Origin of the sequence: Simiduia sp. 21SJ11W-1 (assembly GCF_024138675.1) — a bacterium.
Classification (GTDB): Bacteria; Pseudomonadota; Gammaproteobacteria; order Pseudomonadales; family Cellvibrionaceae; genus Simiduia.
Genome location: NZ_CP090959.1, coordinates 3821531 through 3847031 on the forward strand (window position 1 = coordinate 3821531; position 25501 = coordinate 3847031).

Genomic DNA, 25501 nt, shown 5'->3' on the forward strand with positions numbered 1-25501 from the left:
AGGCGTTAATCCGGATCCTGTAATTGCTGTACAACCTGCGCGATGATCAACAAGCCCACAGGCAGCAGAAACAAAAATACCGCATCGCCCATCCACACCAACGGGTGGGCAAGTGCTGCAAATACAAGGTAGGTGGTGTAGGCCACATAGCCCAATAAAAACAGGCAACCTTCAAAGCGATCTACCCGGGCGCCGGTAAAGAAAATAGGCAAGCACATGAGCGCCACCAAACACATCACCGGCACATCTACCGCCACAAGGCTCGCGGGTGCGGTAAGACCAACAGGCGCCAGCAGGCTCGATAAACCCAACACGCCCAGCAAGTTAAAAATATTACTACCCACCACATTGCCCACGGCCATATCGCGCTGGCCTTTTATAGCCGCAGCAATAGAGGCCACCACTTCCGGCAGCGAAGTGCCGGCGGCAACCAGGGTGAGGCCAATAACCAAGTCGCTTACACCCAAATAGGTGGCAAAGGCCACTACCGCCTCTAACAACCAGCGCGAACCCAGCACCAGCATGGCAAGGCCAAACAACACGCTTACTGCACTGCGCCAGGCAGGTGCGTGGGCTTGTAACTCCAGGGGTAGGGCCAGGTTTTCATCCTGGCGCGAGCTTTGGTAAAACACATAACCCAGGTAGCCAAGCAGGCCTGCAAACAAGAGTGCGCCATCGGCGTGGGAAAACCGGCCATCGCGGGCAAGCCACCACACCAAAAGGCTTGCGCCAATCATTACCGGTACATCCCGCCGAATCAATTGATGCCCCACCACCAAGGGCACAATGAGCGCCGTTAAACCCAGGATAAACAGCACGTTAAAAATGTTGCTACCCACAACATTGCCAAGGCCCACGGAATCCTGCCCGGCAATGGCCGCTTCAATGCTTACTGCAAACTCCGGCGCACTGGTGCCAAAGGCCACCACCGTAAGGCCGATTACCAACGGCGAAACACCCCAGCGGTTTGCCAGCTGTGCGGCGCCGTTAATAAGCCAGTTGGCACCTGCCACCAGCAACGCAAGGCCTGTAACAAACATCAATACACTGAACATAGGCACCAACCTAAGGGGAGTAGATGTGCGCAATATGAGGCTTTCATTGCCAATAAAACAGGGGTGCCCTGATAAATATTTCGCCCACAAAAAAGCCGGCGATTGCCGGCTTTAATTAACTGTTAACACTGCAGTTACGGGCAGCGGTAAATGCCAAAGGTCATTGAGCCATCACTCTTTAATTCCGACTCGCGCACCAGGCGATTCCCGCCCATGTTGAAGGCGGAATCTTTGGCCAACGCTGCCAGCTCGTCCATTACCTTTTCATCTTTGCGTACAAAAATGCCTACCTTGCTAACGCCCTTGGAGGTGGTTTCACCCAGGCGATCACAATGTTGTACGTCGCTTAACGGCTCTACAGAAATATGAGCCGCCTCTGGCTTGGGTTCTACCCAGGTACAGGCCGCGGCCAAGGCTGACAAACCAACGAGGGGAAGAATTCGCATAGCGCACTCCTTGACTGAGAAAAATTAACTGCGCCCACTTTACCGAAGCGCGCGCAATGCGCAAGGGGCAGTGCGCGCAATTACGAAAAACAGGCAAAAAAAAAGCGCCCTCTCTGGGGCGCTGTTTTCTTGCGCGGATTTAGTCGAACTCAATCCAGGTGGTTTTAAGCTCGGTGTAATCATCAAAGGCGTGCATGGATTTGTCGCGCCCGTTACCCGATTGCTTAAAGCCGCCAAAGGGCACTGTCATGTCGCCACCGAAGTAGTTATTGATGCCCATAGTACCCACGCGCACGGCTTTAGCTACGCGGTGTGCCACGTTGATATCGCGGCTCCATACCGCACCGGCCAGGCCGAAAATGGAATCGTTGGCAATTTCAATGGCCTCTGCTTCTGTATCAAAGGGGATAACGGTCATCACCGGGCCGAAAATTTCCTCCTGGGCAATGCGCATTTTGTTGTTGGCACCGGTGAAAATGGTGGGCTGGTGATAATAACCGCCTTCGGTAACCTCAACACGCTTGCCGCCAAAGGCCAGGGTTGCACCCTCGTCACAGCCAATTTGCACGTATTCGGCCACAGTGTTGTATTGCGCCTCATCCACCATGGGGCCCATGCTGGTTGACGGGTCTAGCGGGTTGCCGGGCGCCCAGCCTTTGGCGTGTTCTATTACCTTGGCCACAAACGCATCGTGAATACTGCGCTCAACCAGCAAGCGCGTGCCCGCCGTGCAGGTTTGGCCGCCGTTATAAAACACGGCAGTTGCGGCCATAGCCGCGGCCTTGTCCAAATTGGCATCGGCAAACACGATGTTCGGGCTCTTGCCACCCAATTCCAGAAATGTGCGTTTGAGATTTGATTGGCCCGCATACTCCATGAGCATTTTGCCCACGGGTGTGGAGCCTGTGAATGTAAGCCCTTCTACATCCATATGCTTGGCCAGGTGGCTGCCCAGGCTACCGCCAGGCCCCGGCAATACCTGCAGCACGCCATCGGGCAGCCCCGCTTCTTTGGCCAGGCCCGCAACCCTTAATGCGGTAAGCGGGGTATTGGAGGCAGGCTTTAACACCACGGAGTTTCCGGTGGCAATGGCCGGCGCAATTTTCCAGGCGGTGGTAGAAAAGGGGAAGTTCCAAGGCACAATGGCCGCCACTACACCCAGCGGCAAGCGTGTAACAAGCGCCAGGGTATCGTGGGGCGTGGGTGCCACTTGATCATAAAATTTATCAATGGCCTCGCCACTCCAGCGCAAGGTGCGCGCCGCTGCCGGCACGTCCACATTCAGGGTATCGCTAATGGGCTTACCCACATCCAGCGATTCCAACAGCGCAAGCTCTTCTTTATTTGCCTCAATCAACTCAGCCCAGCGCACCAGCACTGCTTTGCGCTCAGAGGGCGCCTTGTTTGCCCAGGTGCCGGCTTCAAACACGGCTTTGGCCGAGGCAATGGCGCGATCGGCATCTTCCGGGCCACAGCTGGCAACCTGCGCCAAGGTTTCACCGGTGGCAGGGTTGATGGTTGGGCGGGTATTGCCCGATGCCGCATCAACATAAGCGCCATCAATGAAAGCGCGGCCTTCAATAGATATTGACTCAGCACGTGCGCACCAGTCTTTAAAGGTCAAATCAGCCATAGTGTCTACTCCTCAATAATGGCTCCATTGTAGCGCCTCCAGTCAAAAGCCAAATGACCCAAATTGGTATCCACACACTAAATATCAGCGCTAGCCAATATAAATCTGGGGAATAGGGCTAAGCTGCTAACAGGCTAGGCTTGCGCTTCTGGATGCTATCGCACTCATTAAATGTATCTATTGTCGTTATAGGGCGGGCAAATACTGTAACTTCGCTAATTTACTTGCTTAAAAATTGCACAGAAAACTGGTGCTTTCGTGCAACAAAAAGCCGATTTTTACAATTTCAACGCAAGCGAATACATTTTTTTGTAACCAAACTACAGAATCATTACCTTTATTTATGACATCTATAGGTGGCAGCAGGCTAATAGCCTTAGCTATTATGGCCTACCGCAATTTCCCGGCTGAAGGTTCAGCCGAGGCCAAAGGCTGAAAATACAGCCGGTGTCATACCGACAAAAAAAGGGCGGGTGCTACAGAGGAAGACAACACATGTTAATCGGTATCCCCAGAGAACTGGACGCGGGAGAAACCCGCGTACCCCTGCTACCGGATGGGGTAAAAAAACTGGTAGCGGCCAACGCCACCGTGGTAATTGAAACGGGCTTGGGTGCATCACTGCAAATACCCGATTGTGCCTATACCGAAGTGGGTGCCACCCTGGCCGTAAGCCGCGATGCACTGCTCGGCCAGGCAGACGTGCTTTTGCGGTTGCGTAAACCCCCGCTCGATGAAATAACCAAGCTCAAGCGCGGCGCCATTCACATCTCGTTTCTAGATCCATTCAACGAGCACGCACTTGTAGATGCCTTTGCCAAGCAGGGCGTCACCGCCATCAGCATGGAAATGATTCCGCGCATCACCCGCAGCCAAAAAATGGACGCCCTCTCATCCCAGGCAAACCTGGCGGGCTACGCCATGGTGGTATTGGCTGCAGACAGGCTGGATCGCATTCTGCCCATGATGATGACACCCGCAGGCACCATTACCCCGGCGCGGGTATTTGTGATTGGTGCAGGCGTAGCAGGCCTTCAGGCGATCGCTACCGCCAAGCGCCTGGGCGCACGGGTAGATGCCTTCGATACACGCCCCGTTGTAAAAGAACAGGTGGAATCGCTGGGTGCCAAGTTTTTGGAAATAGACCTGGGTGAAACCGGCCAAACCGCCGGCGGCTACGCCAAACAGCTCACGGCAGAGCAAATTGAAATGCAACGCCAAGGCCAAATGAACGTGATGGCCAATAGCGACATCGTAATCACCACGGCCCAGGTATTTGGCCGCAAGGCACCGCGCATTATCACCAAAGAAATGCTCGCGGTAATGAAACCCGGTGCCATTGTGGTAGACATGGCGGTAGACAGCGGCGGCAACGTTGAAGGCTCAGAGCCAGACCGCGAAGTGGATATCGGCGGCGTAAAAGTGATTGGCTACCGCAACCTGCCGGGGCGGGTGGCACAAAATGCCAGCCAAATGTACTCCAACAATCTCATTAATTTGGTATTTGATTATTGGCAAAAAGAAGACGCCAGCTTCAGCCTGAATTTGGAAGAAGAAATTCTTAAAGGTTGTGTAATCACCCACGGCGGTGAGCTGGTAAATGCCGTGATAAAAAATGCCCGGGCGCAGGCCGCGGCCTAACGCCAACCAAGATTCAGGAGTAAACCCCATGACGCCAGAAATTCAACAACTGGTATACCTCACGTTCATATTGATGCTCGCCATCTTTGTGGGCTTTGAACTCATCGCCAAGGTGCCCGCCACCTTGCACACACCACTCATGAGTGGCTCGAACGCCATCAGTGGTATCACTCTAGTAGGTGCACTGGTTAGCGCCGGTGCCGAACACGCGCAACTGGCTACCTGGTTAGGCGCAGGCGCAGTTACCCTTGCCACCATCAACGTGGTGGGCGGCTACCTGGTGACCGACCGGATGCTCGCCATGTTCAAGAAAAAAGCGCAAGGGGGTGCGAAATGAGCAGCGCACTGATCATTAACTTTGCCTACATTCTTTCGGCACTCGGATTTATTCTGGGCCTGAAAATGCTCGGCTCACCGGCCACTGCACGCCGCGGCAACGCACTTTCTGCTCTCGCCATGCTGGTTGCCATTGCCGTTACCCTGCTCGATAAACAAATCATCAGCTTCAGCTGGATTGTGGGCGCCATGTTGCTCGGCAGCATCATTGGTGTATTGGCCGCCCGCCTGGTCGCCATGACCACCATGCCAGAAATGGTGGCATTGTTTAACGGCTTTGGCGGCGCTGCCAGTTTGCTGGTGGGTTGGGCCGCACTTTACGGCGGCGATGCCACAACCTTTGTGGCCATTACCATTGTGCTTTCGATTCTGATCGGCGGCGTAACACTCTCCGGCTCATTCATCGCCTGGGGCAAACTTTCTGAAAAATTGCCGGGCCGCGCCATCACCTTTACCGGCCAGGCGGTGGTAAACGGGTTGATTGTGCTCACGCTGCTGCTCAACGCCTTCTGGTTTGTTGAATCACCAACCACCGATTCCGTGCACCTGTATGCGGTAATTGGCATAGCACTGATATTCGGCATCATGCTGGTAATTCCCATTGGCGGCGCCGACATGCCCGTGGTGATTTCCCTGTTGAACTCCTACTCGGGCCTTGCCGCCTGCGCCGCCGGTTTTGTGCTTAACAACAACCTGCTAATTGTGTCCGGTGCCTTGGTGGGTGCCAGCGGTATCATTCTTACCAACATCATGTGCAAGGCCATGAACCGCTCGCTGGCAAACGTATTGTTCTCGGGCTTCAAAGCGGTGAAAAAATCCACCACCGTAGTTGAAGGCGAAATCAAACCCATCAACTGCGACGATGCCTACCTGATTCTGGAAGCGGCAACCAATGTGGTATTCGTACCCGGTTACGGTATGGCCGTATCGCAAGCGCAACACGTGGTGCGCGAGCTGGCCGATCACCTGGAAAACAACGGCTGCCAGGTGCGCTACGCCATTCACCCGGTGGCGGGCCGCATGCCGGGCCACATGAACGTACTGCTGGCCGAGGCCAGCGTACCCTACGACCAGCTGATGGAAATGGACGCCATCAACCCGCAAATGGGCAGTGTGGATGTAGCCATCGTGATTGGCGCCAACGATACCGTAAACCCGGCCGCCACCGAAGACCAGGGCAGCCCCATCTACGGCATGCCGGTAATCAACGTGAGCGAAGCGCGCACCGTGTTTGTACTCAAGCGCGGCATGAACGCCGGCTACTCAGGTGTTGAAAACCCGCTGTTTTTCAAAGAGAACGTACGCATGCTGTTTGGCGATGCCAAGGCTTCCATTCAAACTATTGCCGGCGAGTTTGCGGCGTAGCAAAAAGCCTGAACAAAAAACCGCGCTCACAGGCGCGGTTTTTAATTTAAAGCGTTCGATCAATAGGGTCACCCATTGATCCCTGCATTGATCTTTGATCCCATTGATCTATTGATCATTGCCCTCCTATGAACACCTTGTGCTCTTGGATCGTAACCGGGATAGGGCTTCGAAGGTGAATATTCGATTCTGACTCAAACAAACTCGAAAGATATTCCAACATTAAATATAGCTCATCACTTTTTTCAAAAGTCACATATACATCATCAGCAAACTTGAATATCCAATGATTATTCTTTTTTAGCAGACGCCCACTTACGTCAAAACTAAACTCCTTGCTCGGAGACAGTCGAACTTTTTCCGACTGTTCATTTAAACAAAATCTTTCACCTTCTTCTCCTGAGCCATTGCGAAGCAAAAAGCGAATTGAACATAGGCGATTTTTGGGGAGATCGACAACACCATTTTTTAAAGAAGTAATTGTGAAAGTCACTACGAAATCTTCTCCATCCACAATTTCCGTCTTAGAAAATTTTGCGGTAATTTCCGCATCTTCAGACGGAGAGTATCGCTCACATCCAAGCATTAGAAAGCAAAAAATCATACAAATTGATCGAAGACTAAGGCCCATATATCAAACCTCTCGCTGTACCTTTATCTACAGGTGTGAAACGAGTTCTATTCTCTAGTAAATAGCTCATTGACTCGCCAAGGGAAGAACCGGATCTATTGGAGTATAAGGACGGATCAATAGGGTCAGGATCAATAGGGTCAGAGTCATTAATCCTTACCAACCCCTCTGTATTCAGCCGATTTCCTATCACCACCTCGCCCAGATGGCGAGGCTCTGCGCCCGGTCTTGGCTTCTATTTGCGCCTTAAATCGATCATCGCCTAAAACCCAGGCTTTATTGGTGGCCTCACCTATCGCTCTCACGTCGCACTCGGCCATGCGGCCACGGAATAAACCGCGGTACGCCTTTTGGCGATCTGCATTATTTTTGCCCAGCTGGTTATAGAGAGGATGCGCCGTCAGCAACTGGATTGGCTTCCCCAATGCATTGCCCTGATAACTGGACCAAGGGTAATCAGCGGCATGGGCCACCATATTGGCGCGCACGGGGTTTAGTTCAATATAGCGGTACACCGTTAATAAATAATTATTCTCACTCACCAACGTAGATTTGTAACGGCCTTCCCACAAAGTACCCGTACGGTTGTAGGTGAAATTAAAATACTGAACATACTTTCGGCCCAATGCCTGCATCATACGGCTGACGCTTTGCTCGCTGCTAGGGGTTGCCAACAGGTGAACGTGGTTGGTCATTAACACAAACGCATGGATAGCAACATCGTACTTAGCTGCCGCATCCTTAAGAAAAGAGAGATACGCCCTGTAATCTGCTTCATCGTAAAAGCAGGCTTCGCGGTTATTACCGCGCTGGATAACATGTTGGGCACAACCGGGAAGATAGAGACGAGGTAAACGGGCCAAAGGGATTCCTCCATGAATCACACATAGCCCAAGCCTAGGTGGCCTAGGCTATAAAATCAATGACTCTGACCCCATTGATCCAAATACTAATGGCCCGTTCAGAGTTAACTAAGCATGTAATTGGCTATTAAGCTAGAAACCCTTAACTTAGTGCCATTCCACTCTGACCCTATTGATCACCCTTTCTTCTGCCAAGATAGTTATAAATATATTCTGATATAGAAAAACCGACCAATAAATAAAGCAACCACATCATTGGGGTTTGCAACATTGCACCCCAAAAATTCATAGTTTCAGAATTTATCGATAACTGACAAGGCACACCCAAACAAAGAACAAGCACGCCCCCCAATATTCTAAAAAAGATTTCTCTACTCATTTTTCCTAAGGCACCACCACAGAGATCAATAGGGTCACCCATTGATCCTATCTAAAACCTATCAACAACCTCTACAGCCAACCCAGCACTTATACGAATCATTTTTGGAGAAGAGCCATCTAAATAGTAAAGAAAATCATCTTTATCAAAAATTAGTTCACCACCGTGCTCATCATAAATTCTAACTTTAGCGATAGTTTTATTACTTTCAGACACAATTAATCGCTCTCCACTATCAAAATGATAACTCATACCTTTGTCATCTTTATAAAATATTTCGATAGTTAACGATTCACCAGAGTCGTTGAAGAGTACTGGACCGTTTGTTGAGTCCCAACAGCCAACTAGAAAAACAACCAACAATATATAGAATATTCTCATAACTATCTCACGAGAGAGTGATCACCTGCTTCAGTTTCTAATTTTTTGTCCTGAGATGCGACACGATCAATCATTGAAGCCACTCAACAAGATTCCAGCCACCTTCTAGTTTTTTACGAACGATACAGCAGATCAATAGGGTCAGAGTTATTGATATACCAAAGGATAACTTAGCTCGCACCTATTGGCGATCCAAATAAATATTACGGCCCAAAGCCATGAAATAAACAGCTAAAAGATTATGGATGTCACTTGCGGCTTCTGAGCGCCAAGGCCGTTAGCGATTGCTGGGCCTGCATGGTGAAGTGGCCGAAGGCAGCCTGTTGATCTTCGGTGATGGGCTGGCCGATTTTGTCGGCGTAAAACAGTGCCGAGCGGCGGCCTGCGATTTCAATAGGCGCAATAATGCAGGGTACGGTGTTTAGCATGGGTTGCAGTACGCCCGTGTACAGGTGCGACACGCTGATAACACGGGCGCTATCGAAATACTCGGGCTGGGCGTAGTTAAGCGCAACGGAAAAGAAGTTTTGCTCGGTGGATTTCACTACCAGTTGTTCGCGCCAAAGCGGTGCCTGGGGGCCCAGGGCGTAGCGCATCATGAGTTGTTCACGCACCAATAGCACAACGCCCACCCGGTCGAGCCCCACACCTTTGTAGAGGCCCTCCATCACTATCTGGAAGAGGGTGTTTACATCTGTGCCCTGCTGCACGGCGCTGGAAAGATCGCGCAGCACTTTTAGCTGGAAACTCGGGTCTGGCTCGATGGTAACTACTTGTACGGGCTCGCGCCCGGCGATGGGAATCAGGCGCGAAATGCGCTCAGCACCAAAGGCGGTTACCACATCGGCGGCTTGCTCTGCCATGGCTTGGGCATCGGCAAAGGCCTCTTCAGGACTTAGGTTGCGAAAGGCGGCAAGATCTTTTACTACTTTGGCGGTGTCTTCGGTTTCCCAACCGTAGTAGCTCGCCTTGCTTAGGGAGTCACCCAACAATACCGCCTGCGCGAGGGGTGTGTTATTGGCGCGGTTGGTGAGAATTTGGCTGAGCAGCGGGCTCAGGTGCCAGTTTTTCACGAGCTCGCGGGTGAGCTGGTTAAACTGCAGCGACAACACCTGCGCACAGGCTTCGGGCTCCTCAACGCCTGAGGTTATCAGGCTATCAAGCTGATCGGCTTGCGCGCCCCCCTTAGACCACACCGCCATTTCGCCCACGTGATACAAGAGCGCGGCAATAAACACTTCTTCGCGCTCGTCGGCATTGCCGGTGGGTACCAGCGCCTTGGCCTGCAATGCCGCATGAAAAGCGCGAGCCATCACCTGTAGCAGGCGTGCGCGGGGGTTATCGCCCAATAGCTGGTCAACCAGCAGCAGCGAAATGCAGATATTCTTAACGCCTTCAAAGCCCACCTGAATAATGGCGCGGGTAATGGTGTTGATATTGCCACCACCGGGGTTGAAGTGGGTGCTATTGGCGGCGCGCAGCAGCTGGGAGGTGAGGTTGGAATCCTTCAGCACCACCTCACTCAATTGGTTCACGCGGGTGTCGTCGTTGGTGGTGAGTTGATTGAGGGTTTTCACCACCGAGCCCAGCACCGGCAAATCCACTGCATTGAGCTTGCTAACCCAGGCATCTACGCCCTTTACCGCCATGCTTGTCTCCCGCTTTTGCGCCGCCCACCGTATTTTGGCGCGCCGTTCCACTAAGACTAGCACCCCCTGCGGAAAATCAGTGCCTATACTTTTTTTTCACCCCCCGTCATGGAGACAGACAATGCCCCACTGCGCTTTATCACGTACCGCCACTGTGGCACTCACATTAGGCTTTGCCACCAGCAGCCACGCCGGCGCCGGATTCGCCCTGCACGGGCCCGCGGTTACCACCGGCGGCCTGAGTAACGGCCAAAGCCTGCTGTCACTCAGTGCCAACCCCGCCGCCGCGAGTTTTGATCGCACCCGCGCCAAAGACGCGAGCGTTATTGGCGGGGTGTTTATGGGCGCCGGGGTTGAATACGGCGATGTGGAAGAACTGTTTGATCAGTACGACGAGCTGGCAGAAGCCATTGCAGATACCAACGGCGTTATAGAGGGCATCAGCTTTAACGCCTTCGACCCCAACGCACCCGACTTTGCCAGCATTATTGCGGAGGCCGAAGTAGAAGCCATGCGCGTGGTGCGCCTGCTGGATGCGGTATCTGACGAGGGCTACGCCAATGCCGATGCAGGCCTTTACACCACGTTTATTATTAACCACAACATACTGGGCGGCACCCTGGGGTTTGAATTTGACTACAGCGGCTCGGCCTCCGCACTGAGCGTAATAGACCCGTTTAATTTCGACGCCAACGTCGCGCAAACGGAACTGGATTCAGCCTATATGCTGATGCCCGGCGACCCAATCACCACCTTCGATTTAACCGGCGGCATTACGCTCACCATTAACCCCAGCACCGGCGATGTTACCGGCAGCTTCAGTAACGATAGCCTCTTGGCGGTGCGCGCAGCAGAAAAGCGCAGCCTGGGTATGAGTTACAGCTACGCCATTAGCACCGGCAGCAGCCAGCTGCACCTTGGGGTGAAGCCCAAATGGGTACAAATGGGCCTTAGCCGCGTGGTGCCGCGCATTGGCGATATCACCGATTCAGAGGCGCTGTTTGACGACATTCGCGACGCCGAGAAAGAAACCAGCAGCAACTTCAGCCTGGATGTGGGCGCGCTCTGGGTGAGCCAACACCTGAGCCTTGGCGTGAGTGCCGAAGATGTGCTGGAGCCTGAATTCGATTTCAACGAGGTAGACACCAGCAGTTACTCAGCCGAAGTTGCCGCCGTCATTGATGGCTTGAGTAGCTACACCCAAGAAGCAAAAATCAGTGTGGAAGCGAGCCTGTACACTGCCGATCGAAGTTGGGCCTTGAGCGGCTACTACGAGCCCCAGGTGACCACCGATGCACTGGGTGAAGAACACCAGTGGATGCAGCTAAGCGCCGGTTGGCATGGCGACAACTTCTGGGTGCCCAATGTACGGCTGGGCTACCGCACCAATCGCGCCGGCAGTGAAGTGAGTATTTACAGCCTGGGCGTTACCCTGTTTCGCCACCTGAACCTTGATGTATCCAGCTCCACCGATAAGGTGACCATTGAGGGCACCAGCCTGCCGCGGGGCGCCAGCGCAAGTTTGGGCGTGACATTCGCCTTTTAACTTGCCCGCCGCCCACAATCTTGAAGCCAACACCCGTGCTATTTAGCGAAGCCACGGGCATTGGCGCACTGCTTTTGCCCTGCGGCACGGCACCGTAAAAATCAACGGCCAATAATTGCCACAGGCATCTTAAGATTTTGGCATTAATTCCATTAATGCAATTACGGTGGCCTCAACGCCCGTGGTTACCGCGGGCTTGGGTGTGATTTTAAACAGCGGGCTGTGGTGGCTTGGCACCGGCGCGCCGCCTGCCTTTTCGCGTTCAAAATCTGCTTTGGGCGTGCCGCCTACCTGAAAGTAGACACTGGGAATGTAGGGCTCTGTGGTAAAGAACGGGAAGTCTTCGGCACCCATGCCCAGGCGGCGGTAATTCGGGTCGAAAATATCATCGCCCAGCGCCTTGGCCCAGGCGGTTTTTAAGCGCTGGGTAAGTGGAATGTTGTTAACAGTGGGCGGCGTGGGTTCATCGCTAATGATTACCTTGGGCAATTTGTCTTCCGGCAAGCCGGCTGCGCGGCCGGTATTTACCGCTACGCGCTCGATGGCTTTCATTAAATACTCGCGGGTTTCCCAGCTGTCGTTGCGCACTGTGACCTGCAGGCGGGCTTCATCGGAAATAATATTGTGTTTGGTGCCTGCATGAAATGAACCCACGGTAATTACCGAAGGCTCTTTGGGCGCAATTTCACGGCTCACAATGGTTTGCAAGGCCAATACAATTTGCGAGGCAATTACCACCGGGTCTTTACCGCGGTGGGGCGATGCACCGTGCGCGCCAATGCCCGGTACGATGATATCCAGGCTATCCACACCGGAATAGGGTGAACCTTCTACGGCCACTAATTTGCCAGCTTCAATTTCGGAACTCACGTGTAACGCCATGGCGTAATCAGGCTGGCCAAAGCGCTGCCAGATGCCATCTTCCATCATGCCTTTGGCACCGCCCACGCGCTCTTCGGCAGGCTGGCCTACGAGCATCAGGGTGCCCTGCCATTCGCTTTTGCGCGCGGCCATCTGGCGTGCGGTACCCACAAGGCTTGTGATGTGTACATCGTGGCCGCAGGCGTGCATTACCGGCACCAGCTTGCCATCCCAATCTTTTTGGGTATCTTTTGAGGCGTAGGGCAGGCCCGATTTTTCCTGCACTGGCAGGCCGTCCATGTCGGCGCGCATCATCACCAGCGGGCCTTTGCCGTTTTTCATAATGGCCACAACACCGGTTTTGCCCACACCTTCGGTTACTTCAAAACCGGCTGCGCGCAACTCTTTGGCCAAGCGCTTGGCGGTTTTAAATTCCAGGTGCGAAAGCTCCGGGTGCTTATGAAAGTGCTCAAACAGGGGCGACAAATGTTTTTGATAATCGCGCTCTATGTCTGCACGCAAATCCGCCTGTACGTTACTTGCCAGCAAGGCAACACATAATGAAAGGGCGAGCTTTTTCATAATAATTCCTTTGCAATTTATTGTTGTTTAATCAATTAGTGCGCTGCATCTAACTTGGCGGCAATGTCTGCCGCCCAATTTGTATCGGGGCGTTCAATAATGCGCCCTACTTCAACACCATCTTTAAAGACGATGAGTGTGGGTGTGTACTTAAGCTTATAGCGCTCGGTAAACTCGGCGGGCGCGCGCTTTTGCTCGTCTACCGCAATGGCTGTTAGTGCAATGGTTGGGTGCTGGTTTGCCAGTGCTAAGATTTGTGGCACTTCGCGCTGGCTGTCGTGGCACCAACTACCAAATAGCAGCACCCATTCAATGGTGTGTGCGCCCCGTTGGCGCAGTAACGCTTCGTGCGCGGCTGCATCTAATGTGTCTTGCCTGTAGGGGCTAAAGGCCGGGTGGGCCAGTATTTGCTCTGCGCTTACCTCGCCTATCAACAAGGGCCGGGCCGCGGGCTCTGGGTGATCATCTGCGGCAAAGGCTTGTGTACACAGCGCAATGCTGAGCATTAAAACGCCGCAAATATTTGCGCAAATTCTTTGCACATGAATGCTTTTATAATGGCAAAAACCGGGGCTGCCTAACTGCATGGGTAAATTCATTTTCTGTGCTCTGGTTAATGAATAGTTCTGGCAAACGCCATTACTGGTTTATCCGCTTATTAGCCATACTGGCCATCAGCTGGCTGTAGGCTTTGGTGAGTTTATTTACCGCATCGCTGCCACCGGCCAATACGCTGCCGGTGAGCAAAATATCAATGCAGGTAAACCAACGGCCCTGCAAGCCTGCAGGCGGTGCCACCACAAGTTGCTCCAAAATACGCAAACCCACCAGTGCAATTAATAAGCCCATGCACAGGCCCATTTGCTGGGCAATTAAACGCGAGTGGCTGCGGTAGTCTGCGCGGGCCAATTGCAGCGCCTGAAATTCTGCACGGGCTTCAGTATCGAGCTTGTGGATGGCGTCAAAGCTTTGCAGTTGTTGATCAAGCCGGTCGGCACCGCCGCCGCGCAGTGCCGATAAAAACACTTCAATGGCGCGCTCTAAAAACAAACACACAAGCACCACATAGCCAAACACCATGGGCAACACCAACAGCGGATCAGGCCGCCAGGCCAGCGCCTTGGGTGCCACCCCCAGCCCCAACAGGGCCAGCACCATTACCACCAGTAACGTAATTACATAGCGCTGCATAACACTCCCTTTTACCTGTTTACGCCCGTGCGCGCTAACCAAAACGTGCCAGCAGGCCCGTGGGCACAATGCGCAGCACACGGGCCACCAGCGCCCAGGGCCAACGGGGCACAGTGGCGCTGGTTACACGCGCTTCAATCAAGTTAGCCAACAAGCGGCCGCCAAGCTCTACCGAAATTTCAAACGGGCGCGAGCGGGCCGATTGATTGATGGGCGTATCGATATAGCCCGGCCATAAAACCGTGACATCAATGGGGTGGCGGTGCAGCTCTGCGCGCAGCGCCTGCATGTAAGTGGTTACCGCAGCCTTTGAGGCGCTGTAAACGGCCGCACCCGGCAACCCGCGAAAGCCCGCCACACTGCCAATGGCCACAATGTGGCCGCAGCCCTGCTGTTTGAACAGGCGCACGGCGGCATCCACTGTGGCCATCAGGCCCGTGACATTGGTATCTATTGTGGCCTTGGCCAATTCAAAAGCCAGGCGCCCTACACGCTGGCTGTACCCCACGCCGGCATTGGCGATGACCTTATCAAGCCGCCCAAAATGGCTATGGGCTGCTTGAATACTGGCCGATACAGCGGCGGCATCGGTAACATCCAGCTGCCCCACCCACACCTCTACGCCAGTTTCGGCAACCAACTCTGTTTTTAACCTGTGCAAGTTTTCAAGCCGGCGTGCAGTCAGGGCGAGCTTGTGGCCGCGGCGGGCAAACTCGATGGCCATTTGCCGGCCCAGGCCACTGGAGGCGCCGGTGATATAGATAACGTCTGTCATGGTGGTGCCATTATTGTTGTGGTTATTTTCATTGCTGTGGGTAGGCGCTTAGCGAACCTGCGATTGCACCCGCAGCCAGTCGCCCAGCTCACACACCAGTTGGTCGCCGACGGCCAAGGGGCCCACACCGGCAGGCGTGCCCGTTAACAGCACGTCACCGGGGTTTAACTGAAAAAACTGGCTGGCGTAGGCCAGCAACTCTGCCACCGGGGTGATCATCGCGCGGGTATTGCCCTGTTGGCGCAATTGCCCGTTGTGGTACAGGCGCAGATCAACATTTTGCACATCTGGCGGTGGCGGCACAAAGTGCGAGAGCGGCGCACTGCCGGTGAACCCTTTGGCCTTCTCCCAGGGGTGGCCCTGGCTTTTAAATTGCGCCTGTAATTCCCGCAGTGTGAGATCGAATGCCAGGCCCACCGCCGCTATGGCCGAGCGCGCGTCTTCCAGGCTTGCCTCTATTAAGGGCCGATCAATCAACACGCTCATTTCCGTTTCGAAATGGCAGCTGCCCCAGCGGGTGGGCACGCGAAAACCCGCCTCCATGGGGCAGGCGCATATGGCGGTTTTGATAAACAGCATGGGCTCGGGCGCGCGCTTGCTGTTCATTTCAGCAATGTGGTCGGCATAGTTTTGGCCAACGCACAGGATTTTCCCCACCGGCAGTGTGTGCAGGCGTTCAACAAAGGCCTGGGGGCCTGTGAATCTGTGGCGGTAAGCGGTGGGGGTATCGGTCATAGCTATTGGTCCTGATGGTTACACCCAGCCGCTAGCTAAACGCCAGCTGGCAAGATTCACTCTTTGCCGCCGCTGGCACAGCAGTGGCTGCAGCAATGGCAGGGTTTTTCGGCACACTCGCGTAAAAGGCCCAGTGCTTTTAACAACAAGTGGCAGCATTCTTACAAAAAATGGCGGCTATCGCGTATTGATTGCGCGCCGGCCATTGGCCTGCCGGGGAGCTGTGGTATTATGGCGCCCCATTTTCCCCGGCCCCTTATCAGGCGGCCAGCGACAGCAACATTTTAAGGTGGTATCCATGGCGAAGGTGTCTCTGGACAAAAGCAAAATCAAATTCCTTTTGCTCGAAGGGGTGCACCAGTCCGCGGTAGATAAGCTGACTGAAGCAGGTTACACCAACATCGAGTACCACAAAACTGCCCTGCCCGAAGATCAGTTGCTGGAAAGCGCCAAAGACGCCCACTTCATCGGCCTGCGCTCGCGCACCCAGCTTACCCGTGAAGTATTTGAGGCCGCACCCAAACTCATCGCTGTGGGCTGCTTTTGCATAGGCACCAACCAGGTGGATTTGTTGGCCGCCCAAGAGCACGGCGTGGCGGTATTTAACGCGCCCTACTCCAACACCCGTTCGGTAGCCGAGCTGGTAATTGCCGAGGCCATCTTATTGCTGCGCGGTATTCCCGAGAAAAACGCCCTGTGCCACCGGGGTGGCTGGATGAAATCGGCCGAAGGCTCCTTTGAGATTCGCGGCAAAACCCTGGGTATTATCGGCTACGGCTCAATTGGCACCCAGGTGAGCGTACTGGCGGAATCATTGGGCATGAAGGTGCTGTTTGCCGATGTGGTAACCAAGCTGCCACTGGGCAATGCCGAACAGGTGAGCCTGGAAACCCTGCTGGCGCGCGCCGACATCGTAAGCCTGCACGTACCGGAAACCAGCGATACCAAGATGATGATTGGCCCGGAGCAGCTGGCGCTCATGAAGCAGGGTGCCATTTTGCTGAACGCCTCGCGCGGCACGGTGGTAGACATAGACGCACTGGCCGCCACCTTGAAAGACAAAAAACTCTCGGGCGCAGCCATTGATGTATTCCCCGTTGAGCCCAAGGGCCCGCAAGACGAGTTTATTTCGCCGCTGCGCGAGTTCGACAACGTGATTCTTACCCCCCACATCGGCGGCTCCACCGTAGAGGCGCAAGCCAACATCGGCGTGGAAGTGGCAGAGAAGTTGATTAAATTCTCGGATAACGGCACTACCACAAGCTCCGTTAACTTCCCGGAAGTGGCATTGTCTGCGCACGCCAACGTACACCGCTTGCTGCACGTACACCACAATGTGCCGGGCGTGATGTCGGCCATTAACCGCCTGTTTTCCGAAAACAACATCAACATCATTGGCCAACACCTGCAGACCAACGAGAAAGTGGGCTATGTTGTGATTGAAGTAGACGCCGTCAACTCCGAAACCGCACTGGAAAAAGTGCGCGAAGTTGAGGGAACCATTCGCTGCCGCGTCTTGTTCTGATTGGCCCTATTGCCGATTCGCAAAAGGCCGCATTCGCGGCCTTTTTTATTGCTGCCTGAAACGCGCACCCAAGACGCGTGCCCCGCGGCCACAAGCTAGGACACAAGCGTTGGAATTTACCAGAGAGCAAAAGCTGGGCGTAGGCCTGGCAGTGGGTGCGTTTTTTCTATGGGGCCTGTTCCCCATCTTTTTGAAAGCCATCGCCATCATCCCGCCGCTGGAGCTTGTGGCCCACCGCATAGCGTGGTCTTGGCTGTTTGTGTTGCTGGCCATTTTAGTGACCCGGCGGCTGCCGCAGCTGCTTGGTTTCTTTCGCAAACCCAAAATGATGGCGGCACTGCTGGCCTCTACCCTGTTGCTGGGCGGCAACTGGTTTTTGTTTGTGTACGCCGTGAACACCGGCAAAGTGCTGGAGGCAAGCCTTGCCTATTACATCAACCCGCTGCTGAACATGGCCCTGGGCGGCGTTTTTTTAAGTGAGCGGCTGCGCCCGTTGCAGTGGCTGGCCGTGGCACTGGCCTGCACCGGGGTAGCCATTGAGGTTGCCGTGTTTGGCTCTGTGCCCTGGCTTGCGCTCGGCATGGCGGCCTCCTTCGCGCTCTATGGGCTGATTCGCAAACTGGCGCCGATTGATAGCCTCAACGGCATGATGATCGAGTGTACTTACCTGCTGCTACCTGCCTTGGCCTATTTGTGGGTGTATGGCCAGGCCACCTTTGCCCAGCTAACCGACACCCACTGGGCGCTGCTGGCGGTGTTTGGCCCGGTGAGTACCGTGCCGCTGATGATGTTTGCCTCGGCCGCGCGCAAGATTCAATACACCACCATGGGGTTCTTGCAGTACATAGGCCCCACCTTGATGTTCTTCCTGGCGGTGTGGGTGTATGGCGAAGCGTTTGGGGCGGCAAAAACCACCACCTTCAGCTTTATTTGGGCGGGCGTGGCCTGCTTCTGTGCCGATGTGCTCTGGCGGGCACGGCGTAGACCCATCACCCAGCGGCCGCTATGATGGCCCCCAAAAGGCACCCCAAATCAAGGATGTTGCATGCCTCGCCACGCTATTTTTACCCTGGTTCTTTTCACAGGCCTGTGCGCCCAGCCCGCCAGTGCCAATGATTTTGCAGCCGCGGCCAACGCCTTTGATGAGCAGCGCTACCAAGACGCCCTGCCGCTGCTGGAAGCCGGCGACCGCGCCGGTGATTTGCGCGCCGCCTATTTGCTGTGTTTGATGTACGAACAGGGCCTGGGTGTTGAGGCAGATCTGCACCGCTCTTTTAACCTCTGCCACAAAGGCGCAGATCACGGCTTCCCACCGGCACTCAACCACACGGCCGCCAAGTACGCGCTGGGCCTGGGCACCGATCAAAATCTGGATCGCGCCATTACCCTGTATAAAAAATCTGCCGAACTTGGCGATGTGACGGCCATGCTGGCACTGGGTGAAATCTACGGCGGCAGCATTGAGCCCGACCGCTTCAACCCCACCACCATGATGCACTACCTCCGGCGCGCCGCCGAAACCGGCCAGCCCGAAGGGCTGTTTATGTACGGCGTGATTCAGCTCACCCTGGCAGACTCCTTCCCCAACCAGCACTGGAGCGATGTGAAAGATGGCCTGAAGGCCCTCACCCGCGCTGCCAACATGAACTTCGCCGATGCCCAGTTTGCCCTTGGCAACATCTACTTTGATGGCAAGTTTGTGCAAGCAAGCGCCGCCGATGCCCTGTTCTGGTTTACCCTGGCCCAGCGCGCCGGCCACGGCGAGGCCAAAGAGCGGCGCTACGATTTGGAGCTTTCGGCCAATGCCGGCATTCGCAACGCCGTAACGCGCCGCTTGCGCAGCTGGGCACCCCAACCTGTTACCCCATACTGAACACCGCCGTACACCCTTGACTTCTCCCTTCTGCAGCGCTAATTTGATATCAAATTGATATCACAACAACAAAGGAGAATCGCCATGCATAAGGAATATGATGGCAAGAGCGTGTCTGGCTATACCATGCTGGTGGTGTTAATGGTGGCGCAACTGGCGGGTGTGTTTTTCATTTTTGCAGCCCCGGGCCTTGTGAAAGTGCTAGCCGTATTGGGCACGATCATTGTGTTTATCTGCTGGTTTGGCCTGTACATGGTGCACCCGAACCAGGGCCGTGTGCTGCAGTTGTTCGGCAACTATAAAGGCACCGAGCGCCGCCCCGGCCTGCGCTGGAACAACCCGCTGTACAGTAAAAGTGCCGTTAGCCTGCGGGTGCGCAACTTTGAAAGCGGCAGGCTTAAGGTGAACGATGCCAACGGCAACCCCATCGAGATTGCGGCGGTGGTGGTGTGGCGCGTTGTAGATACCTTTGACGCCGTTTTTGAGGTAGACGACTACGAAAACTATGTGTCTATCCAAAGCGAGGCAGCGCTGCGCAACCTGGCCACCAGCTACCCCTACGAGCACGACACAGACGATCACCGCCTCACCCTGCGCGGCCACTCAACTGCCATTGCTGAAAAATTGCGTGAGGAAGTGCAAGAGCGCCTGGGCAAAGCTGGCGTTGAAGTACTGGAGGCCCGGCTTTCGCACCTGGCCTACTCGCCGGAGATTGCCCAAGCCATGCTCCAGCGTCAGCAGGCAAGCGCCGTGTTGGCTGCCCGCAAGATCATTGTGCAGGGCGCTGTGGGCATGGTGAAAGACGCCATCGAACAGCTCGCCAGTGAAGAGGTTGTAGAGCTGGACGACGAGCGCAAAGCCGCCATGGTCAGCAATTTGCTGGTGGTGCTGTGCGGTGAAAATAACGCCCAGCCGGTACTCAATACCGGCTCACTCTACTAGGTTGCCCTGTGGCCAAAAAAGCATACCCGCTACGCATTAACGAATCGGTTCTCGCTGCCATGCAGCGCTGGGCCGACGACGATCTGCGCAGCCTGAACGCCCAAATTGAATATGTGCTGCGCGAGGCGTTGGTAAAAAGTGGCCGGGTAAAACTGGTGCAGAAAGTGGTGACCGAATTACAAGCCACAAAAAACGACGGCAGCGAGAACTAATATCGAGCACTAGCAAAAGGAGAGGCAAAGTATGAAACGCTTTTACTCCAAAAAAGACCCGCTCCTGGCGGGCATCATTGGCCTTGCTGTTTTGGCGGCACCGGCAAGCTTGCTCGCGGTACCGGCAAGTGACACGGGCTTCTGGATTGCCCTGGCCATTTCAACGGCCAGCTGCCTGCTGTGTGCGAGCATGTTTTTGGCAACCTATTACGAGGTAGACGGCAATCAACTGCGGGTGCGCTGCCACTGCTGCCCCATAGTTTAAGTCTCCATGGAAGACAGACATTGATACTACCAATATCGCAGAGTTTCTAAGCGATGTCTGGACATGAAATCTGGGGCGCAGTTTGTGACACGCCGTAAATACATCCATGTAGTCTCGACACCCGCGTCCATGCGGGTGACGGTCACAAACTCCGCCCCAGATTCCATGCCTGTAGATTTGTCGGACGGCAGCGGGTGCGCTGCGGGCCTTTTAGCTGGCACCTGCGCTGTAGCGATATCACCGCCATTACGCCCACCAATACGCCGCTATCGGGCCCGGCACTGTCGTTCGATAAACTGCAGCTCACCTACAACAACGGCAAGTGCTTGCTGATTTCGCCGGCAGATAAAGCCGGATTCCTCGCCGCCATCGGCTGGGCCACAACGCCCTCAGGCTGCCAAAAAGCCGCCAGTTAGCACTGCTAACCGATTGATTTATATAGGTTGGCGTGTAACTGTCGGGTAATCGACGTGGTGCCTGCCATGCCCATTTACGAGACTGGGCACCACAGCTTGGAGGACACCATGATTATCCGGAAGTTACGTTTACAAAAGGGTTGGTCGCAAGAGCAGCTGGCCGAAGTATCAGGCGTATCGGTTCGCACTATCCAGCGCATCGAACGCGGCCAGACCCCCGGGTTAGAAACCATGAAGTCGCTCGCTGCTGTATTTGAAGTTGAACTTTCAACCCTACAGCCAAAGGAAGACACCATGACCCCCGAACAACTCAATACGCTGCGCCACACAATGACCGAAGAAGAGAAAGACGCCCTCGAATACGTGCGCGATCTCAAGGGCTTCTATTCCAACCTCACCAGCTACTGCGTGTTTATTACCTTTTTACTGATCCTGAATTTGCTTACCAACCCCGAGTATTTGTGGGTGGTCTGGCCAGCGCTGGGTTGGGGCATAGGCGTGGCGATTCACGGCCTGAATGTATTTGAAGTCACCAACTTTTTTGGCCAGGACTGGGAGCGCAAGCAGGTGGAAAAACGCCTGGGCAAAAAACTGTAGCCGGCAACAAAACCCCAAAAGGAAGCGCCATGGCCGAACACGAAAAGCTCAACTATGTGGAGTTGCCCGCCCGGGATCTGGCGGCTACCAAGGCATTTTTCACACAGGCCTTTGGCTGGCGCTTTACCGACTACGGGCCAGACTACGCGGCCTTCAACCAGCAGGGCTTAGAGGGCGGGTTCTACCGTGCCGATCTCGCCTCGACAACCGCCACAGGCGCCGCGCTGCTGGTGTTTTACTCAAAGGATTTGGCCGCCACCCAAGCCAAGGTAACGGCCGCGGGCGGCAGCATTTGCAAGGCCCCTTTCAGCTTTCCCGGCGGCCATCGCTTCCACTTCCTGGAACCCAGCGGCAATGAATTTGCCGTTTGGTCTGATCAAGGCATCTAGCAGCATTAAGGTTGGCCCTTAGAGACCGGCTTTCGCACCGACATCCACCCGGATAATACGGTTAGTGCTGCTCTGGTGAATGAGAAGATCACCGGTGCGTGTGGGGCGCATGTGGGCCACGGTGCCCGCGCTTTACCCACACCAACTAAATCTAGTGTGCCGCGGGCTAAACCTGCAACACCACCTTGCCCACGGAGTTGCCACTGCGCAAACAGGCAATAGCCTCGTGCGCCTGATTGAACGCGAAGGTGTGGCCCACGTGCGGGGCCGGCAAATTTAACGCCTCACAACCGCTTAACAATTCATCAAATAACGCCTGCTCTTGCCAGAGCCAAATCAAATTAAACGCCAGCACCGATTTATTTTCTGAAATCATGTTCATTACATCGTAGCGCGGGCGCCGCAAGTAGCGCCAGGCAGCGGTGAACCAATTGGGGCGATTACCGGGCGTAAATTCTGCCGCACCGAACACCACCAAACGGCCCATGGGTGCGAGGCTTGCAAACGAGGCCTTTTGCACTTCGCCGCCTATGCCATCGAGCACCGCGTGCAGTGGTCGGCCCTGTAAATATTCTGCCAGCGCAAGCGCGAAATCACCCGCGCGCACAATCACATCGCTGTAGCCCAAATCTTTTAACCATGCCTGTTTGGCTTGGCTACGCACACTGCCCACAGGCTGTGCGCCCATGGCACGCACCATGGCCATGGCCTGCAAGCCCACGCCACCGGCTGCCGAATGCACCAGCACCCGTTGGCCCGCTTGCACTGCGGCTAAATACTTAAGCGCATAAAAGGCCGTTAAGCTTTGCACAGGAAAGGCCGCGCCCTGCTCAAAGCTCCAATGGGCTGGCAGCAGGCGGCAATGATTGGGGTTTACATCCACCACACTGGTGTAACCACCAAAGCGAATACACCCATACACGCGATCACCGGGCACAAGATTGGTAGCCGCATTGGCGCCCAACGCGCTTACCACGCCGGAAAATTCGAGCCCCGGAATAAAACTGCCCTCAGGCGTGGCTGAATACAAACCGGTAAGCGCAAAGATATCGGCAAAGTTCAGGCCCACGGCCTTCACCTCTACGCGAATATGATCTGCCGCCAATTCGGCCAAAGGCTCATAAGCTAACGCCAAACGGCTAATGGCACCGGCTTTGGGTGTGCGCCACACCTGGCGATTGTGTTTAGTGTTCAATCGATTTCCAATTATTAAAAAAATGCCCATCTACAGACGGGCATTTCAAGTTCAGTGCGAATTAGTACCGACAGTTTAGTACCTACAGTGATGCCAACTCTTCTTTACCCTTGGCTTCGGCCGCAGGTTTCATCACGCGGATGTGGGGCTCGCCGTTGATGACCTGAACACCGTGCATTTCCAGGTCGGTACGTTCGTACACATAGTTGGCAATGGCGCCAAGAATTTCTGCGGTTAATTCCTGGCCGGGCACCACTAAAGGAATGCCCGGCGGGTAGGGCACAATTTCATCGCACACTACCCGGCCCACTAGATCTGACTTTTCAGCATTGCGCGTAAGCGGTACTTTTTCGCCATCGGCAAAATACGCCGTGCGTGGGAGTACGCGAATTTTACTGAGCGCCGGAATAGACTGATGAGCGTATTCCATGGGCGTGCCGGGTGCGGTTTGGGCAATTTTATGGAGCGCTTGTTTCAGGCGCAGCACTTTGCTTTCGGTGGTGCCAATAGTCACCAGCAAGGTGATGGTGTTGTGGGTGTTTTTTTCTACCTGTATGCCGTAGTCGTTAAATAACACCGCCTGCACCTTGGGCGCAGAGAGGCCGGCACAGCCCACATCGATGGTAACTTTGGTGGTGTCCAGGCGAATGCCATCGCCTTTGACTTCTTCATCGCAGAGGTCATCTACACCCAGCGATTTGAAGGGCGTGTTGGCCTCAACGTAATCGCGAATTTCCTGGGCAAAATTGAGTGTGCGATTGAGCACGCTAAAGCCTTCAATGCTCATTTGTTTGCGCGCCACATCCAGGCTTGCAATCATGCCGTACTGGGGGCTGGTTGATGTGTGCATGTTGATGTCTTCGCGAAAGCGCGGGGCATCAAAGTTTTTCACACCGTGGCCCACGTGAATCATTGAGGCCTGCGAAAAGGCCGAGAGCATTTTGTGGGTAGAGTGGGTAACAAAATCGGCACCGGCTTCCAGGGCTGTGGGGCGCAACTGCGGATGGAAGCGCCCGTGTGCATACCAGGCCTCGTCTATCAATACTTGAATGTCGTGGGCGTGGGCATAATCGATAATGGGTTTTAAATCGTAGCGCAGGCCATCGTAGGTGCAAGAGGTCAAAATCAACAAACGCGCCTGCGGGTTTGCATCGATGGCGGCAAAAATTTTCGCCTTGGATACCGGCCCATACACGCCGTAGGTTTGATTAACCGACGACTCCAAATACACAGGCACCGAGCCACTCATGATCATGGCGTGGTGCACAGACTTGTGGCAGTTGCGATCCACAATCACCTTGTCGCCGTGGCGCATGAGGTATTGCAGTACCACTTTATTAGAGGTTGAGGTGCCATTGGTTACGTAATAGGTGTGGCGAGCACCAAAGGTTCTGGCCGCAAGGTTTTGCGCCTGGCGAATTACGGTCATAGGCTCCATGAGCGAATCGAGCATTTTTACGCTCACCGATAAATCGGTGTTAAACAGGTGCTCGCCCATGAAGCGATAGAAATCCACCACCCAGGGGCTGGAGCTTAGGCTGTCGCCACTGGAGTGGCCGGGGGTATGCCAGGAATCTTTGGCGGCGTACACATACTCTTTTAGGGCATCGGCAAAGGGTGTTGCGGTGCGCTCGAAAAGTTCGCGCCGCAAGGTGCGGTATACCACGCCGTAATTGGATTCAGCCCGTGAGATCACACCTTCGAATTCGGCGTCTTCATCGGGCATTTTGCCATCGGTTAGCAAAATACAATCGATCTCGGCGCGGGTATTGCGCACCTGATCAAAACTTGTATCGAGCGACTGGCTGCCCAGGCTCGCTTCATCCAGCGCGACTATCTGGGTTTCGCCGTGCATCAGCTGCTCGCCCAACTGGGCTGCTTTGCAGTGGGAAAAGCGCAAGCGAATGGGCGAGCTGGTATCGGCCTCTGCCACTTGCGTTAACTCACTCACCCAGCGGCTGGCAAAGTTCGCGTCTTCGGTAACCAATACAACCCGGCATTCAGGCATTTCAACACTC

The 25501-nt window shown here is 54.6% G+C and carries 28 protein-coding genes; 13 read left to right on the forward strand and 15 right to left on the reverse strand.

Going from position 1 to position 25501, the window contains the following annotated elements:
• Window positions 1-5 precede the first annotated feature (5 nt).
• The 3 genes from L1F30_RS16810 to L1F30_RS16820 all read right to left on the reverse strand — a co-directional run bounded on the left by L1F30_RS16810 (window position 6) and on the right by L1F30_RS16820 (window position 3134).
• Window positions 6-1055 (reverse strand): calcium/sodium antiporter, encoded by a 1050-nt coding sequence (locus tag L1F30_RS16810; protein ID WP_253357988.1) that lies wholly within the window; start codon window positions 1053-1055, stop codon window positions 6-8.
• Window positions 1056-1189: 134 nt separating this feature from the next.
• On the reverse strand, window positions 1190-1501 hold the full coding sequence (locus tag L1F30_RS16815; RefSeq protein ID WP_253357989.1) for a DUF4156 domain-containing protein: 312 nt from the start codon (window positions 1499-1501) through the stop codon (window positions 1190-1192).
• Window positions 1502-1640: 139 nt separating this feature from the next.
• Window positions 1641-3134 carry an aldehyde dehydrogenase gene (locus tag L1F30_RS16820; protein ID WP_253357990.1) on the reverse strand — a complete coding sequence of 498 codons (1494 nt, stop codon included), beginning with the start codon at window positions 3132-3134 and terminating at the stop codon, window positions 1641-1643.
• Window positions 3135-3629: 495 nt separating this feature from the next.
• Between L1F30_RS16820 and L1F30_RS16825 the strand changes: the two genes are divergently transcribed.
• Genes L1F30_RS16825 through L1F30_RS16835 form a run of 3 tightly spaced genes read left to right on the forward strand, consistent with a single transcriptional unit; the run spans window position 3630 to window position 6476 of the window.
• Entirely contained in the window at window positions 3630-4775 is a 1146-nt protein-coding gene (locus L1F30_RS16825) for a Re/Si-specific NAD(P)(+) transhydrogenase subunit alpha (protein ID WP_253357991.1), read from the forward strand.
• 28 nt (window positions 4776-4803) lie between these two features.
• Window positions 4804-5112 carry an NAD(P) transhydrogenase subunit alpha gene (locus tag L1F30_RS16830; protein WP_253357992.1) on the forward strand — a complete coding sequence of 103 codons (309 nt, stop codon included), beginning with the start codon at window positions 4804-4806 and terminating at the stop codon, window positions 5110-5112.
• Window positions 5109-6476 (forward strand): NAD(P)(+) transhydrogenase (Re/Si-specific) subunit beta, encoded by a 1368-nt coding sequence (locus L1F30_RS16835; RefSeq protein WP_253357993.1) that lies wholly within the window; start codon window positions 5109-5111, stop codon window positions 6474-6476. The genes L1F30_RS16830 and L1F30_RS16835 overlap by 4 nt, the downstream gene beginning before the upstream one ends.
• Before the next feature lie 115 nt (window positions 6477-6591).
• On the opposite strand, the gene L1F30_RS16840 is transcribed toward L1F30_RS16835, so the two are convergent.
• From L1F30_RS16840 to L1F30_RS16860, 5 genes are all read right to left on the reverse strand, one after another.
• Window positions 6592-7107 carry a hypothetical protein gene (locus L1F30_RS16840; protein ID WP_253357994.1) on the reverse strand — a complete coding sequence of 172 codons (516 nt, stop codon included), beginning with the start codon at window positions 7105-7107 and terminating at the stop codon, window positions 6592-6594.
• A gap of 149 nt (window positions 7108-7256) precedes the next feature.
• Window positions 7257-7970: a transposase gene (locus L1F30_RS16845; protein ID WP_253357995.1), complete on the reverse strand. Its 714-nt coding sequence runs from the start codon at window positions 7968-7970 to the stop codon at window positions 7257-7259.
• 169 nt (window positions 7971-8139) lie between these two features.
• Window positions 8140-8391, reverse strand: coding sequence for a hypothetical protein (locus L1F30_RS16850; RefSeq protein ID WP_253357996.1), 252 nt, complete (start codon window positions 8389-8391; stop codon window positions 8140-8142).
• Between the two features lie 9 nt (window positions 8392-8400).
• The gene (locus L1F30_RS16855) at window positions 8401-8730 is read right to left on the reverse strand and encodes a hypothetical protein (RefSeq protein WP_253357997.1); all 330 of its coding nucleotides are present in this window, start codon (window positions 8728-8730) and stop codon (window positions 8401-8403) included.
• A gap of 248 nt (window positions 8731-8978) precedes the next feature.
• Window positions 8979-10379: an HDOD domain-containing protein gene (locus tag L1F30_RS16860; protein ID WP_253357998.1), complete on the reverse strand. Its 1401-nt coding sequence runs from the start codon at window positions 10377-10379 to the stop codon at window positions 8979-8981.
• 121 nt (window positions 10380-10500) lie between these two features.
• On the opposite strand from L1F30_RS16860, the gene traF reads away from it, so the two are divergent.
• Complete coding sequence (gene traF, locus L1F30_RS16865; RefSeq protein WP_253357999.1) at window positions 10501-11925, forward strand: conjugal transfer protein TraF; 1425 nt, start codon at window positions 10501-10503, stop codon at window positions 11923-11925.
• Window positions 11926-12054: 129 nt separating this feature from the next.
• Here traF and L1F30_RS16870 read toward each other — a convergent pair whose 3' ends face one another.
• The 5 genes from L1F30_RS16870 to L1F30_RS16890 form a co-directional block, all read right to left on the reverse strand.
• Complete coding sequence (locus L1F30_RS16870; RefSeq protein WP_253358000.1) at window positions 12055-13368, reverse strand: amidohydrolase; 1314 nt, start codon at window positions 13366-13368, stop codon at window positions 12055-12057.
• A 35-nt stretch (window positions 13369-13403) separates the two neighbouring features.
• A complete protein-coding gene (locus L1F30_RS16875; RefSeq protein WP_253358001.1) occupies window positions 13404-13874 on the reverse strand; it encodes a thioredoxin family protein in 471 nt (156 codons plus the stop codon).
• 133 nt (window positions 13875-14007) lie between these two features.
• Window positions 14008-14559 carry a hypothetical protein gene (locus tag L1F30_RS16880; RefSeq protein WP_253358002.1) on the reverse strand — a complete coding sequence of 184 codons (552 nt, stop codon included), beginning with the start codon at window positions 14557-14559 and terminating at the stop codon, window positions 14008-14010.
• Window positions 14560-14593: 34 nt separating this feature from the next.
• Window positions 14594-15334, reverse strand: a complete 741-nt coding sequence (locus L1F30_RS16885; protein WP_253358003.1) for an SDR family oxidoreductase — start codon at window positions 15332-15334, stop codon at window positions 14594-14596.
• Between the two features lie 48 nt (window positions 15335-15382).
• A complete protein-coding gene (locus L1F30_RS16890; protein ID WP_253358004.1) occupies window positions 15383-16069 on the reverse strand; it encodes a fumarylacetoacetate hydrolase family protein in 687 nt (228 codons plus the stop codon).
• Between the two features lie 298 nt (window positions 16070-16367).
• On the opposite strand from L1F30_RS16890, the gene serA reads away from it, so the two are divergent.
• From serA to L1F30_RS16935, 9 genes are all read left to right on the forward strand, one after another.
• Window positions 16368-17594: a phosphoglycerate dehydrogenase gene (gene serA, locus L1F30_RS16895; RefSeq protein WP_253358005.1), complete on the forward strand. Its 1227-nt coding sequence runs from the start codon at window positions 16368-16370 to the stop codon at window positions 17592-17594.
• Between the two features lie 109 nt (window positions 17595-17703).
• Window positions 17704-18603 (forward strand): EamA family transporter RarD, encoded by a 900-nt coding sequence (gene rarD, locus L1F30_RS16900; RefSeq protein WP_253358006.1) that lies wholly within the window; start codon window positions 17704-17706, stop codon window positions 18601-18603.
• A 36-nt stretch (window positions 18604-18639) separates the two neighbouring features.
• Window positions 18640-19467 (forward strand): tetratricopeptide repeat protein, encoded by an 828-nt coding sequence (locus L1F30_RS16905; protein ID WP_253358007.1) that lies wholly within the window; start codon window positions 18640-18642, stop codon window positions 19465-19467.
• Window positions 19468-19551: 84 nt separating this feature from the next.
• Complete coding sequence (locus tag L1F30_RS16910; RefSeq protein WP_253358008.1) at window positions 19552-20409, forward strand: SPFH domain-containing protein; 858 nt, start codon at window positions 19552-19554, stop codon at window positions 20407-20409.
• 8 nt (window positions 20410-20417) lie between these two features.
• Window positions 20418-20621: a hypothetical protein gene (locus tag L1F30_RS16915; RefSeq protein ID WP_253358009.1), complete on the forward strand. Its 204-nt coding sequence runs from the start codon at window positions 20418-20420 to the stop codon at window positions 20619-20621.
• Between the two features lie 31 nt (window positions 20622-20652).
• Complete coding sequence (locus tag L1F30_RS16920) at window positions 20653-20886, forward strand: hypothetical protein (RefSeq protein ID WP_253358010.1); 234 nt, start codon at window positions 20653-20655, stop codon at window positions 20884-20886.
• 194 nt (window positions 20887-21080) lie between these two features.
• On the forward strand, window positions 21081-21302 hold the full coding sequence (locus L1F30_RS16925; protein ID WP_253358011.1) for a PH domain-containing protein: 222 nt from the start codon (window positions 21081-21083) through the stop codon (window positions 21300-21302).
• A gap of 108 nt (window positions 21303-21410) precedes the next feature.
• The gene (locus L1F30_RS16930; protein WP_371922640.1) at window positions 21411-21899 is read left to right on the forward strand and encodes a 2TM domain-containing protein; all 489 of its coding nucleotides are present in this window, start codon (window positions 21411-21413) and stop codon (window positions 21897-21899) included.
• Between the two features lie 29 nt (window positions 21900-21928).
• Window positions 21929-22288, forward strand: coding sequence for a VOC family protein (locus L1F30_RS16935; protein ID WP_253358012.1), 360 nt, complete (start codon window positions 21929-21931; stop codon window positions 22286-22288).
• A 166-nt stretch (window positions 22289-22454) separates the two neighbouring features.
• Here the strand turns inward: L1F30_RS16935 and L1F30_RS16940 are convergent, their stop codons facing one another.
• Both L1F30_RS16940 and L1F30_RS16945 read right to left on the reverse strand, forming a co-directional pair.
• A complete protein-coding gene (locus L1F30_RS16940) occupies window positions 22455-23483 on the reverse strand; it encodes a zinc-binding dehydrogenase (RefSeq protein WP_253358013.1) in 1029 nt (342 codons plus the stop codon).
• 82 nt (window positions 23484-23565) lie between these two features.
• Entirely contained in the window at window positions 23566-25491 is a 1926-nt protein-coding gene (locus L1F30_RS16945; RefSeq protein WP_253358014.1) for an aminotransferase class I/II-fold pyridoxal phosphate-dependent enzyme, read from the reverse strand.
• Window positions 25492-25501 lie beyond the last annotated feature (10 nt).